Below are 14547 nucleotides of genomic sequence, written 5' to 3'. Positions count from 1 at the left end.
TACCAATTACCAATTACCAATTACCAAAAATGCAAAAAACATCAGCGCTTACTCGCACCATTTTATTCGGTACTGGTCTAACTAGCTTATTTTTAGGGCTAAATTCATCAATCGTGTCAGCGCAAGTAACTCCATTTACTATTCAAAGTACTGGTACATTATCTGGAACTCTCGAACTTCCTGCATTTAATCCAAACTTCAATAGAGTTACTACTCGGGTGGACACCGATCATAACGGTACTTACTTCCGTCATGGGAAAGCAGTTTACAGTTCTGATTATGTGAAAATGAAAACTGGTACTGATGGAAGTCTTCAATATTATGTTGACTTTAAAGGTATTCCGGTTATTTCTAAAAATGGTGCGATCGCTTCACCGGTACTTTCGGGTGGTGAATTACAAGATTATAAATATCAAGGAAAAATAGATGGAACTAAATTTCAAGCAGTTGTTCAAGATGAGTTTGGAATAAAAGCAGGTTTTTATAAAGGTATTGTTACAGATCCAAAAACTGGAAAGCAGTACGAAGGAACTTTTAAAGTCACAGGACAAGGACCAAGATACAGCGATCCTAATGGTGGTGAAAGTCCAACAGTATTTGATTTTAAATCCGATCTTCCTGGGAAACCAACCGTAACTTCATTGGAAATGAAAAATTCACCTTTGGTGAAGTTGTATGTGGAGGTACCTGCTGATGCTGTTCCCATAACAACAACTGGTGGGAGTTCTACGACTGGTGGTGGTTCCAGTTCCAATACCAATACTGGTGGAGGTTCAACAACTGGTGTAAGTTCTACAACTAGTGGTAGTTCCAGTTCCAATACTAGTGGAAGTTCTGCAAATCATGGAAGTTCTAACACTGGTGCTAGCGGAAATTCCGTAACTAATGGAAATTTGACAAACAACAATTCAAATTCTATTGGAACTGACAATCAAATAATTCCACCTTCTCCTATCAATACTGCTAACAATAATATTAATTCTTTTGATAGCTTGTTACCTTCGACCATACCCGATATTGAATTTAGCAGTGGTAATTATTCTAAACTCAATCCGAAGGTTGGAAGTTTGTCAAAGGAAAGGGAGGTAACCATAAGGAAAAAACTTATTGGTCCACGTAGTCGCGTTTTGTTACGTTAGTGATTGAATTTTAGTAATTGAATTTTATTTGATTAGTAATCACCGATCTGATTTATTTGAACGCGAAGAAAAACCTGTTAAAGTATCTTCTGTGCGTAAAACTACATCTTCCACCAATCTTTCACTAAATCCGGCGACAAAAGCTATAGCCATATAAAGATAAACAGCGCGATTTTCAGTTTTACTAGTTCTAAAAACACCAGAAAATATCCCAGATTCAATCAATGCTACTGTGAAAATAGCAAACGACATACCAACAATAGGACGGAAAAATCCAGTAATAAATAAGTCTGTGTGCTTTTCCTTATTTGAATTTAATTATCTCATTTAGTATTATGCTGTCTATTTTGTAATAATCTAAAAGGATTTAATTTAAATCTGGTTTTTCTAATAAGTTGCTCTTCAATATACCACCAACTAAAAAACCACGATGCTCCTTGCCATGCAATAAAACCAATAACCATACTTATACAGAAGGAAATCGTAAAATGAACTGAGTCAAAAGGTATTCCCAAAATATCAGGGTAATTGCCTTCGTCGTTCTCTGTTATTGAACCCGCTTCATAACTAGATGCAAAATTCCCTGCAACAGCAATACCAATACCTAAGCTTGTAATTGTAGTTTGTAACTGGCGTTCTCTATGTGCCTGTTCGATTTCAACTTGACCTCTAATTGAGTCTATGGCATTGTTGATTAAATTAGTATCAAGTTGAAAGAAGTTGACTGCAGCTACTATTCTATCTTGAAAAGGATAGCAAGTTCTATCAGTAAAAAGCTCTAAAAATGAAAAATCCTCTTCATCTGAAAAATTACTCCTTATTTCATAAATTTTGTCACTATAATTTTTAGTGTAGGATACTACAACATTTTGAAATTCCTTTATTATACGTATCTTTTCTGTATACTCTAACGACAAAGATGGTAGTTCAATTAACAAGTTTTTTAATTTATTCAAATCTAATTCATTTTTGGTTTCTCTATACTGATTAAATATTTTATTCTTATTATAGTTTTCTTGGGTTTTTTCAATTTCTAATTGTATATCTTTAGATTTCTTTTTTGCTTCTTTTTCAATCTTTATTATTTCATTATAGGCGTGAATTATTTTAGCTCTAAAAAAGAATAAGTCTAATAATTGTTGATAATATTTATCAAATCTTTCTTCTGAAGAATCATCTAAAATAAACCAAATTATAATATGACTGTAACTTTGAGATGCTCTGATGATACCATATTCAAATATTGGAGATCCGAATAAACTTCCAGCACGATTGAAGGGAGGTTTTCTGACATAATCAGGTAATAAAGATTCTATGTAATTATCAGCAATATTTTTAAGTTTATTTCTATTATTTTTATATTTTAACTTTTGCCTATTTTCCAAATTAATAGTAATGAATAAGGTTTGACCGAGAAAATATTGATTATCTTGCTCTAGGTCTAGCATCAAACAATTGTTTGGATTAAATAATGCTATCTCTTTATCATTCACCCCTTTAGAATATTCATTATTTGGATTGATCAGTTTAAGACCGAAGCCATAACTATCATAAAGTTGTACTGGGTAAAGAATAGAAGTTTTACTATCTAAATCCTTTTTGCGACTATTGGGGTCAAAAAAACAATTATGAGGCTGTATATATATAGGATGGTAATCATCAGTTTTTGGAAAAAACTTATTTAAATTAGCCCATGCTTCTTCTGGTTTGTTTTCTAAATCAAGATATTGTTTAACGTTAAAATGAAATTCTGTTTTTAAAGTTTTAGCAATTATTTCATCACATTTATTCCATAGCCAATCTGGTTTATATTCACCTAAACTGTTATTACTTTCGCTAAGATAATAAGCAAACAAGTAAATATTGTGATTGTATAATTTAAAAGTCATCTAATCCTCTCCATAAAATTTTTAGGAGATATTTATTTCTCCACAAAACAACGCATCTATCACATCTACAAGTAAGTAGATTAATTATTACCTAACTATGTTGTTTATTGCTGTATAAAAAATACTTGCGTTCATCATATTTTAAAAAGGTAGGGAAAAGATAAGATAATTTAATAGGCAATTTTTTGTTCCTAACCGGTACAAATAAGTAATTTGTATAAAGCGAAACAAGAGCGTGCATTTTTTTGATTAATTAGCTAGTTTAGAAGAAAGTAAATCGTATTAGTTTACACGTCTTCTGTTGAAGCACCTATGAAACCAGAACTAATTGACCTCACAGACAGAGTTGTCCAAGTTTTGCGAATCAATATGAGTTGGATGACTTGGAATTTATTTTTGGCTTTTATTCCATTGGCTTTAAGTGTAATACTGTTTCGCAAGCGCCAAGAATACACTTGGTTGTGGTGGTTGAGTGGTTTAATGGTTCTGGGTTTTTTACCGAGTATCCCAAAAATTTTCCAAAAGGTACTTGGTTTTCAAAATAATGTAGAGCTAATTCAACTGGTATGGCTTTCAAGTGCAGCGTTAATTGCTGTTGGGTTAGCACTGTTTCCCGGTCGATTGGGTTTCCGTTTGAAGTGGTGGTCGGGATTTTTAGTTTTCTATGCTTTTTTACCTAACGCACCTTATTTATTAACTGATATTATTCACTTAATTGATGATATCCGGACAATCCAATCTGTTTGGATGATTACTTTAGTTTTGATTCCCACTTATATTGTTGTAATTTTGGGTGGATTTGAAGCTTATGTTCTATCCCTAATAAATCTTGGTTACTACTTACACCAAATTGGTAAGAGTAAATGGATTTTCGCAATGGAAATCACTACTCATATCCTGTGTGGAATTGGTATTTATCTGGGAAGATTTTTACGTTTTAATACTTGGGATTTAATTACCAAACCAGACGAATTATTAACTCAAACAATCGCAGATACTCTGGGTAAACAACCAATAGTAATTATGGGTATTACCTTTATAGTTCTTTGGGGTTTGTACTGGATAATGAAGCGGGTGACTCTAGGAATTACAAACCAAGGAAAAAATCAAGTATCTGTTCCCTCACAACGTATGAATTCTAATGGGTAATGGGTAATTGGTAATGGGTAATTGGTAATGGGTAATTGGTAATGGGTAATTGGTAATGGGTAATTGGTAATGGGTAATTGGTAATTGCTCATTTGTTGTTCATCAAATATTTTCAATTTTTTCTGGTTCGAGCAGCTTCTAAAATCAGGCGCTTTTCGGCGCGAGCGATTGCGCTATGAGTACGCTTTAATGCTTCTGGCTCTACAGAAATTGAAGTAATTCCCCATTCTACTAATTTGTCAATTACTTCGGGATAAAGTGCTGGTGCTTGACCGCAAATTGAACAAGGAATCCCCCCTTCTTTCGCCATTTGAATTAATTCAGAAATAGCAGTCATCACCACAGGATGTCGTTCGTCAAATATCGCTGCTAGCTGTCCTTGTTCTCTGTCTACTCCTAAGAGTAATTGTGTGAGGTCATTTGTACCAATTGAAATTCCCTGGACTCCTGCTTTGATGTACTCAGGTAAGAGAAATAATACACTGGGAACTTCTGCCATGATCCACAACTGAAACTTTTGCGTTCGAGTTAAACCTGCTTCTTCTACTTTGTGACGACAGAAAGAAAACTCCTCAACTGTACGAACAAAAGGTAATATCAAATTAACATTGCTATAACCGGCTTGTTGAATATTAGCTAAAGCTTCCAGTTCCAATTCAAATAATTCTGGATTTTGTAAGTAACTTAAGGTTCCTCTTTCTCCCAAAATCGATTGGGAAGAAGATTGAGAGTGATGTTGAAGAGATGGTAATTCGTGCGATCGCCAATCTAAGGAACGATAAAAAACTGGTCTGGGATTAAAATTACCCACAAACTGCAGAATTTCCTGACACCAACACTCCAATAACTGCTCCCTACGACCAGAACGTAACCAATTACGGGGGTGTTGTCCTTCTAATATTTTTAACACCATTAATTCTGAACGGATTAGTCCAACACCATCAACAGCAAGATTTTTTACCTCTTCGATGAGATGGGATTGACTGAGATTAACTAATAGTTGAGTAGCAACAATAGATTCTTCGAAGTTAGGAGAACTAGATCTGGGCAAATCTTTTGGGAGTAATAGGTTTCGGTCATTTGGTACAGAATTATGCTGCATAGATACAGCTACCGCAGTCGATAAATTTCCTGGCTGATTTTGATTGCTTGCTAATTTTGTGTTCAGGGAGAATTGATGATTTTTGCCATTATCCAGTGTTTGTTCCGTATCTGCACTCAAACGATAAATTTCCCCATTATCCCCATCAATTAATATTGGTTCGCCTTGTTCGAAAATACTTGTAACTTCAGGAACGTTAACAACTGCTGGAATCCCTAACTCTCTAGCTAAAATCGCTGCATGGCTAGTTAAACCTCCCCTTTCTGCAACGATACCAGCAACATTCCGTAAAATTGGTAACCAGTCGGGAGTAATATTAGGAGCAATTAAAATTACCCCTTGGGGTAATAATTCTGGTCGTGGGTCTGAATTATTTATGATGAATGTATTGGCTTTAACTTTACCTGTGGATGCTGCTAATCCCCTAATCTTATTCAATCTATTAATGCTGGATAAGGGATTATTTACTTTTGTAAGGTAAATTCTGCCGGTGGGAGTTTCTGGGAATATAGTCCAGTTAAAACTAAAATTACTGCCAAATTCATCAATTAGTTGACCAGTAATTTGATTCAATTGATGTAAATATTGTGGTGATAAGGCGTATTGTTGTTGCTTGATTTCTTCTAAAATGTAGGGTAGAAGACAATTATTATTTAATACGATCGAAGAAGTTGCTATTGCTGGAGAGTTCTCCGTAGATTGGTTATCCCCAATACGGTAAGCTAAGATTTTATTGCCAAGCTGCTGCTTTTGAATGTTGAGTGTTTCGCCTTCAATGGAATAAAAGTCTGGCAGTATATCACCAAGAGTGATACCAATTCCTAACCCGTAAGTAGCTTCAATTTCCCATCCCCAATGGTAGGAATTGAGTGTACCACTGGCGATCGCACTTTCGATCGGTTGTACTAATACTGCAAAATTTACTTGTTGTAGATCAATTCCAATTCGTTGCCAGTAAAATAAGCTTTTAGCACGAAATAACTGACTCCAAACCCGTTTTAGTGTTGAAGAAATTGCTTCAAACTCATTGCAGCAAAACTGAGTTTCTAATACGCTTGATATATTTTCAAGCCTCAGGTTGTTTGCATGGGGTATCGCAATAGAAGGGCGAAATACTAAATATTTACTTTCCCATTCTTGAGCAGCACTAGTAATATTTTTAACCCACTCTGGTGAAACTGTGGCATTGATAATTTCTTGACGCAAGTTCTTTGCAACCTGTTGTAGCTGACGCCAATTATCAGCATCCAAATGTAAAGAAGAATGGGGTAAATCAGCAATCAGAGCTTCTGAAGTGTTGAGAGATTCAAGAAATTCTTGCATTACTTCAGCCTCAAGCACAAAACCCGGAACTACGGGGTAGCCAAGCTGCTTGATAGTGCTTAACTTAAATGCTTTTTCACCAACTTTGGTGCGATCTTGCAGTTGAATTCGGTCAAGCCAGTAGAGTTTGTCCACTTGGGTCGTTGATTTATTACTTGATTTATTACTTGTAAGTTATCAATTATTTTAGTTTTATTAGCGCTCAGGGGAGAGTATCCTGACAACTAGTGAAACCTAATTATCAGCAAAAATACTCATTAAAATAGTATTTATGAGCATATTTACAACTTTGCTTTAGACCGATAAATATCTAATAAAACTATGGTTGTATTGTGCTGTAGTTTAAAGTTTCAATTGGATAACTGTAACCTGACCATAACTATGAAGTTTTAAGCTATTGCCTATGAATTTTAACCTTTAATCTCCCCTATTTTTTACTTTTCAAGAATTAAAAAGTGCTAGTACTTTAATAAAAACAGCTTGGTCAGTTCTAGTTGTCAGAATTAATTTTACTAAATTGATAAATTCCCAATCAATTGCACTGTCATTATCAATCGTCTTACTAGCTGCATAAAAACTGACATCGTTGATTTTTAATTCGTCAGTATTACCGGTTTGCCATCCAGATCTATCTTTATCCCAAGATACAGATTTACCACGCAACGTAAATTGAAACCAGACAATTTCATCATTAATGAGTTCGCAAAAAACATCAAAGTATGGCTCTTCTCCTTGATACCAAACTCTTGTGGCTCCTTTTTTATAGCCTTTTTTGAGAATTCCTGGCTCAATTTCTTGCAAAGATGCACCTAAGGATGAGATCTCTTCTTTTTCTACTAAGTCATTACTGTGAGACATTGCACAATTTATATAAATTCTTATTTGTTGACCGAAGTAATACGAAAAATGTGTAATTTTTAAACTGGTATTACAGGTGAAAGAATCACAAGTTAAACAATAACCTGATCGGACGGGTATAATCCGCGAACAAAATTCAACGGCTCTGTAACTACGCAATTTACGTTGATAGTTACTAATTTCTTAAATTATTCCTCTCCAAACTTATACTTAGCCAATCTTAGCTACAAGTAGAATTTTTGACAAAGCTAACCCTATCCAGGAAATATTTCCCCAGCTTTGACGTGCAGAATTTGCGATGACTTGAGCCATTGGGAATCAAATGAACCCAAATGAGTAGTAGTGATTAAAGTTTGAAACCGATCTTGAATTGCATCTAATAATTGATTTTGCCGAGAAGGATCTAATTCTGCTAAGACATCATCTAACAGTAATAATGGTGGTTCTCCAACCACTTCTTCAATTAACTGTAATTCAGCTAATTTAAGTGCTAATACCAAAGTCCGTTGTTGACCCTGGGAACCGTACTGACGGGCTGCTGTTTGATTGATTGTCAATTCTACTTCGTCCCTATGGGGTCCCACCAAGGTTGTACCCTGATGTAACTCAGCTACACTCCGTTGTTCAATTTTGGTGAAAAATGCTTGCTGTACCTGTTCTGGTTCGTTTTCTTCCAAGGGAATACTCGGCAAATATTTAATTCGTAATACTTCTGTAGAATTACTGATACTGGCGTGCCAATTACTAGCAATGGGGGTTAGTCTTTGCAAAGCGCGATCGCGCCTTCGGATTACTTTTGTTCCAGCACTGACAAGTTGTGCGTCCCATACAGCCAGTTCTTTGGGGGGAACCTTTAATTCAGATTGCTGATAACTCTTTAAAAGTGCATTGCGCTGTCGTAAAACTTTATTATATTGCTGCAAAATGTGGGCATAAACTGGTTCTAGCTGAATTAGAAGGGTATTTAACCAGTTACGTCGTCCATCGGGTCCTCCCCTAACTAATTCCAAGTCTAAACTGGAAAATTCAACTGCATTGAGAACCCCAAGGAAATCCATCTGACGGCGAAGATTTTCACTATTGAGATTAACGGTTCGCCGTCCGTTACGCCGCAAGGTTAATTTTAAGTCGCTGATACCCGCTTCTCTTTGTAGTGTTGCCAAAATCAAAGAAATATTTTCCCCATCACGAACTAAATCGCGATCGCGGGCGATCCTGTGAGTTCTCAAAGTTGCTAATAGCTCTACAGCTTCGAGTAAATTGGATTTTCCCTGAGCGTTATTACCCAAGAGTATGGTTTTGGGAGCAACAAAATCTACTCGTTGCTCTTGATAATTACGAAACTGTTTGAGGTGAAGAGTTTTGAGAAACATAAAGCGATCGACTGGGAAACGATAGCACTACGTATTTAGGTTAAAAGATTAATTAATTCCTTAAACCTTATATCTTAATGCTCGTATATTACTCTTAATGGCGACGGTGCGTTATGCCGTAATTGAAAGTTATCTCATAAATCCCCGATTTATTTTTGACTTTCCCTTGTGGAGCGCTCACATCAGAATTATTGTTCAGATAATTGTCAATACAATTACAAATGCTGTAAATTTTCATCCTTCATTCCGCAACTTCTCCAATACTTCCTTGGTAAATGGATTCTTACCTTCTCGCAAGGCTTTTACCCACCCCTGGCGTTGTGCTTTATTTTCTTTGTTATTAGTCTGAGCGATTAATATTTTAAGATCGGCGATAGCTCCTTTATAATCCCCTGTTAATGCTCTGGCTAATCCCCTGCTATAGCGAATATAACCATGATTTGGGGCAAGTTTAACGGCATTTTCACAGGCAAACATCACCTCTTTGGCAGATCCATTTAAACCACCTTGTCTACAAAGTTGATTCCAAGTATCAGCATTAATTTCTACTGTGGGATCGAGTTTTTGTGCTTGCTTGTAAGTTTTAATTGCTTCTTTGATCTTCTTTTGTTCAACAAGAATATTCGCATTATTAACTAAACCTTTGGCAACTGCTTTGATGTCTAATTTGGGGTCTAGTTGTAGTGCTTCCTCAAACTTCGCGACAGCATTTTCTATTTCACCTTCTTGTGCTATGGATTGACCTTCACTAACCAACTGTTCTGCTTTACCTTGATTCTCAAACAATTGCGCTTTTTTCTGGGGGTCAAGCTTTAATTGACGGTTCCATTTTAAAGCAGTCTTGAAAGTAGCAACAGCATCCTCAAAATTACCAGCTTTGGCTTCTTTTTCTCCTAATTGCACCAAAAACGGTGCTGCTGCTTTGAGATTAGATTTGTTTTGACATACCTCTAATTTTTGCAATTTTTTGGGATTGATTATCAAATAATTATTCAACCATTCACAACCAATATTTAACATTTCCGTTAAATTCTTCACATGCCATACCTTGGCGGTGTTGTCCAGTGAAGCGGTGATGATGGTCTTGCCATTGGGGCTAAAATTGGCGTCAGAGACCGAGCCTGTATGGCCTTTGAGAGTGGCAAGCAACTTGCCACTGGTGTCCCATACCTTGGCGGTGTTGTCATCTGAAGCGGTGACGATGGTCTTGCCAATTCCCTTTGGGGACGCTGCGCTAACGGGGCTAAAATTGGCGTCAGAGACCGCTTCTGTATGGCCTTTGAGAGTGGCAAGCAACTTGCCAGTGGTGTCCCATACCTTGGCGGTGTTGTCATCTGAAGCGGTGACGATGGTCTTGCCATCGGGGCTAAAATTGGCGTTTCTGACAACGGATCTATGGCCTTTGAGGGTGGCAAGCAACTTGCCAGTGGTGTCCCATACCTTGGCGGTGTTGTCATCTGAAGCGGTGACGATGGTCTTGCCATCGGGGCTAAAATTGGCGTTTCTGACAACGGATCTATGGCCTTTGAGAGTGGCAAGCAACTTGCCAGTGGTGTCCCATACCTTGGCGGTGTTGTCATCTGAAGCGGTGACGATGGTCTTGCCATCGGGACTAAAATTGGCGTTTCTGACAACGGATCTATGGCCTTTGAGAGTGGCAAGCAACTTGCCAGTGGTGTTCCATACCTTGGCGGTGTTGTTTCGTGAAGCGGTGACGATGGTCTTGCTATCGGGGCTAAACTTGGCGTTGTAGACCAAGCCTGTATGGCCTTTGAGAGTGGCAAGTAACTTGCCACTAGTGTTCCATACCTTGGCGGTGTTGTCGTGTGAAGTGGTGACGATGGTCTTGCCATCGGGGCTAAAATTGGCGTTGTAGACCCAGGATGTATGGCCTTTGAGTTGATTACGCTCCTTGATGCTATCTAAAATGGTTCTTAAAGCTTCTACGGGACGGACAGTTGGATACTGTTCCCAAGAGCGACCATCCTTTACTATTCCTTTTAATTCTTGCCCTGCCTGAATTGCTAATGCCAATACTCCGGGTTGGTTTATATCCCACTCATACTGCGCTAAAATTTTATTTACTTCCCGTTCCAGTTGCGACCCAGTTTGTGCATCATACAGCAGTTTTTGGGCGTTTTGGTATGCACCTATGGCCCCGATCGCACCAACAATTGCAACAGCCAAAAGACCCAAACTAATGCGGTTAGTGCGCTTGGCTTTTGTTTCTGCTTTGCTGACAATCTGCTGTGCTTTTTTCTCAGTTGCTGCTAAAGCAAATTGGATTTCTTGCTTATCTAATTCCTGACTAGCAGCAAAAAACTTATAATCTACATTACCCAAGCTTTTATCCTTAGCCCAAGCCAAAGCATCCTGTAAAGCTTGTCCTCGCAACAGGCGCGATTCATCTTTCTCTTCTGCTTCTAACCAAGCCATTAAAGCCTGGGAGTAGGGACGCTGTTGAGCCAGTTCATTTTCTACCCACTGCGTATTAAATACTTCTTGGTAAATGCGGTTACGTATTTGTAAAACATTATCATCACGCCGCACTACCCCAGATAACTTCAGGTGTGACTTAATCAGTGACTGTTCTTCATCGAACACAGGATTTTTAGCCAGATAAATCTCTCGATAAACACTTAACACCCGATCTTGATTTGGTGCGCGTTTGGTAAGCATATCCCGCACAAACAGCAGGTGATTATCCTGTTGATTGGGAGATCCAAGAAAAGTAGTGTTAACCACCTGAAGAACTTCTTTTTGTGACCAACTGTTTTTGTCTTGTTGGCTGAGAATACTACACAGACGCTGAGTTAAATATGGATGTCCTCCCGTCCATTCCAGTACACATTTTAATAATTCTTTTGCCGGTTCTCCTTCTAATCCCAATCCTTCTGACAGAGGTATTGCTTCCTCAAAACTAAAATCTGTTAAATCTAAACGTTGTCCAATATTAAAAGGCGTTCGCTTGGGGTCACGGATTAAATCCCCTGGTGTTGCTACCCCTATTAACACAAAGGAAAGTCGCTCAAAATTTGTATCAGTAGCGCGAGCAACATATAGATAGCGAATCGCCGCAAAAAAATCATCTGTAAAATCTAAACTGAGGGTGGTATCAATTTCATCCACAAACACAACTACAGGTGATGTCACTTCCTCTAGCAACACATACTGAAAGAAATTGGTTAATCTTTGAGTTACACCTACATTGTTATTTGCTTCCCACCATTCATCGACATCCGTATCCAACATTAATTGTTCTTCAATTTCCAGCAGTAAACCCAGATACCACTGTTCCACACTCACCTGTGTACCAATTTTCGTCAGGTCAATAATTACTGACTTCACCCCAATCTGTTTCAGCTTGGATGCTGTACTAATCATCAAGCTCGATTTTCCCATCTGCCGCGAAGTCAGGATATAGCTAAACTCTCCTTGCTGACATAACTCTAAAAGTTCAGCATCCGCTTTCCGACTAATATAAGTTCCCTTACTAGCCTGAACAGTACCGCCCAAAGAGTAAATGTTTCCTTTAACCACGCAGATGCTCCCGCAAATAGTTCGCGTAAAGTTTACAACGCGGTATTACTGATTGCCCATCGGAACGTACCAAACCCGAACCCCGCAATTGCCAAAATCTGTATTCATCTCCACATTTATTTTGCTGAATCACTTGTAGTAAAGCTTGTTTTAATTCTTGTCTGTGATGTAACAATGATACTAAGCGACGTAGATGATCGCCAAATGGACCCCTGGTATTATTAGCATACTTAAATAACTCAGTAGTTGTGATTTGTCCACTGGTAACCAAATACAGTGCTTTCCTTACTAAATAAGGATGCCCGTTCAATAATTTCATCAATTCTACTTCAGCACTACTGTTAAAAGGCGAACCATGAAGCTGGTTGAGTTCTCTTACCTGTTCTAAGATAAAATCCTCTAGTTCAATTACCTGACCCACATTAAAAGGGGATTGATTTAGGTCATCAATTAACTGATACGGTTCAGTAGAAGTAACTAAGACAAAATCCAAATTATTCCAAATCTCGCTCATGGCACGACTATTGTGCCAATTGCGCAGCATACCAAAAAAGTCATTGCGAAAGGCTGTATCAAATACCTTATCCACTTCATCCATTGCTAAAACCAATGGACTATTCAATTCCTTTAATATGTAACGACTGATGTAACGGGTACAACGTTGGATATGACTAATCTTTTTGCGCCAATATTGATCTACTCGGTCTTCTATATCTAGTTCTTCACTTATCCAAGAACAAAACCGACGTAGAAAAATTTCATCTGAAGCGAGGTCGGCTTTACCTAAAAGTTGAAAATCCAAAAATAGTACTCGTTTACTGTTGTCCCTTGCTGCTTTTAAGATCCGATTTAATAAAGAACTTTTACCTACTTGACGTGGTCCCTTTATCGAGATTGTTACACCCTCCTGAGCAATAGTACTCAGGGCAATGTTGTCAGCCCGTCGTTCGATGTAAAAAGCAGACTTGAGTTTCATTGTTCCTTCTGGAATCTCCAATGCACCTGGCTGTGCAGAAGGAAAAGGACGTGGTAAATCAGATGATTTATCTAATGTCAATAAATCTACTTGATTTTTTCTGGGAAGACTTAAATTATTACTATAAATAGCTTGCTTTAACTGTGCTATTAAATCTGCTGTATCCTGCTCATCATTCCAATACGCCCAGTTAATACGATTCAAATAAGCGCTTAGAGGATACTGAAATGGCTGACGGTATGCTAACCGCACTGGGAGGATAGCAGGTTTTCCTGACTGCTCTTGAGCAAATTGCTGCGCCATGCGGATTTCCGTTTCCACCATCTCACTGTGGACTGAATGTTCGCTAAGCAAGACAATCAGGAAATCAGCTTGGCGAATTTCTGCTTCAATCATTTCAGCCCAGGGTGTACCTACAGAGATATTCTGGTCAATGAAAACTTGATGTTGTGATGACAGTGCTTGTAATATTTGTAGCGCAACAGGCTCATCCGGATTTACATCCCGTTTGTAGCTAATGAAAATACGTTTACCTGTACTCTCTTTAAAAGTTACGTTTTTATTTTTTATATTTTTACTTTTTAAGACTGGAGTAGAAGATTCGGGAATCTTTTCTAAATCAAGTGACGCACAACCAAACTCAAATCCATCTTCAATACTTCTACCTGCTCCTAAAGCATCATAAAATCCCACGGCAAACTTAATTGCAGCATTATCGCCTATTGCTGTATTCATCCCAATCACATAATTAATGTGTTGGTAAATGGCTTCAGCTTGCATCTCTGAGTAACATGCATTGAGTACTACACACTCAACCTTAGGAAACAATTTAAACAATCTCGCCAAAGCTTCTGCGCTTACCAATTGCATTTGTCCAGAATTATTCTCTAGGACTAAACCCTGACTACCGTCACCATGTCCTGAGAAATGTACAATTTCTGGTTCGTGATCCAATAAAGCACGACGCAAGTCATCGGCTCGTACCGCCCATTTGGAGATAATTTCAAATTCCCCTCGACGCTTAGAACGCTCTAAACCTGCTTGGATTTCGCGCACTTCTAGATCCAAGCGTAGCTTGGATGTATCTGTAGGATTTGCTGATAAAAGCAGGATTTTTTTAACCATGCGTTCAAAGAAAGGAAAAGTGTAACTAATTCTCTTATAGGTATTGTAAAATCGTTTTTTGCAAAAACTGGTA

9 protein-coding genes are annotated in these 14547 nt (G+C 37.8%); 2 read left to right on the top strand and 7 right to left on the bottom strand.

Going from position 1 to position 14547, the window contains the following annotated elements:
- Positions 1-29: 29 nt before the first annotated feature.
- Entirely contained in the window at positions 30-1139 is a 1110-nt protein-coding gene (locus BC008_RS07365) for a hypothetical protein (RefSeq protein WP_036264476.1), read from the top strand.
- 39 nt (positions 1140-1178) lie between these two features.
- On the opposite strand, the gene BC008_RS07360 is transcribed toward BC008_RS07365, so the two are convergent.
- Positions 1179-1391 carry a hypothetical protein gene (locus tag BC008_RS07360; RefSeq protein WP_058183382.1) on the bottom strand — a complete coding sequence of 71 codons (213 nt, stop codon included), beginning with the start codon at positions 1389-1391 and terminating at the stop codon, positions 1179-1181.
- Between the two features lie 71 nt (positions 1392-1462).
- Complete coding sequence (locus BC008_RS07355; RefSeq protein WP_027840912.1) at positions 1463-3028, bottom strand: hypothetical protein; 1566 nt, start codon at positions 3026-3028, stop codon at positions 1463-1465.
- A 312-nt stretch (positions 3029-3340) separates the two neighbouring features.
- Here BC008_RS07355 and BC008_RS07350 point away from each other — a divergent pair, with 312 nt between their 5' ends.
- Entirely contained in the window at positions 3341-4177 is an 837-nt protein-coding gene (locus tag BC008_RS07350) for a DUF1361 domain-containing protein (RefSeq protein WP_027840911.1), read from the top strand.
- A gap of 112 nt (positions 4178-4289) precedes the next feature.
- Here the strand turns inward: BC008_RS07350 and BC008_RS07345 are convergent, their stop codons facing one another.
- The 5 genes from BC008_RS07345 to BC008_RS07325 form a co-directional block, all read right to left on the bottom strand.
- Positions 4290-6737, bottom strand: coding sequence for a putative PEP-binding protein (locus BC008_RS07345; RefSeq protein WP_027846325.1), 2448 nt, complete (start codon positions 6735-6737; stop codon positions 4290-4292).
- A gap of 306 nt (positions 6738-7043) precedes the next feature.
- Positions 7044-7460 carry a hypothetical protein gene (locus BC008_RS07340; RefSeq protein WP_027846326.1) on the bottom strand — a complete coding sequence of 139 codons (417 nt, stop codon included), beginning with the start codon at positions 7458-7460 and terminating at the stop codon, positions 7044-7046.
- Positions 7461-7714: 254 nt separating this feature from the next.
- Positions 7715-8833 carry a DNA replication/repair protein RecF gene (gene recF, locus BC008_RS07335; protein ID WP_027846327.1) on the bottom strand — a complete coding sequence of 373 codons (1119 nt, stop codon included), beginning with the start codon at positions 8831-8833 and terminating at the stop codon, positions 7715-7717.
- Positions 8834-9067: 234 nt separating this feature from the next.
- Positions 9068-12373 carry an AAA-like domain-containing protein gene (locus tag BC008_RS07330; RefSeq protein ID WP_058183381.1) on the bottom strand — a complete coding sequence of 1102 codons (3306 nt, stop codon included), beginning with the start codon at positions 12371-12373 and terminating at the stop codon, positions 9068-9070.
- Positions 12366-14474: an AAA-like domain-containing protein gene (locus tag BC008_RS07325; RefSeq protein ID WP_027846597.1), complete on the bottom strand. Its 2109-nt coding sequence runs from the start codon at positions 14472-14474 to the stop codon at positions 12366-12368. Before BC008_RS07325 ends, BC008_RS07330 begins: the two co-directional genes overlap by 8 nt.
- Between the last annotated feature and the right edge of the window lie 73 nt (positions 14475-14547).

It is taken from the genome of Mastigocoleus testarum BC008, from assembly GCF_001456025.1.
Taxonomy (GTDB): Bacteria; Cyanobacteriota; Cyanobacteriia; order Cyanobacteriales; family Nostocaceae; genus Mastigocoleus; species Mastigocoleus testarum.
The sequence above is the reverse complement of the archived record's forward strand: the minus strand, read 5'-3'. Positions and strand labels throughout refer to the sequence as shown.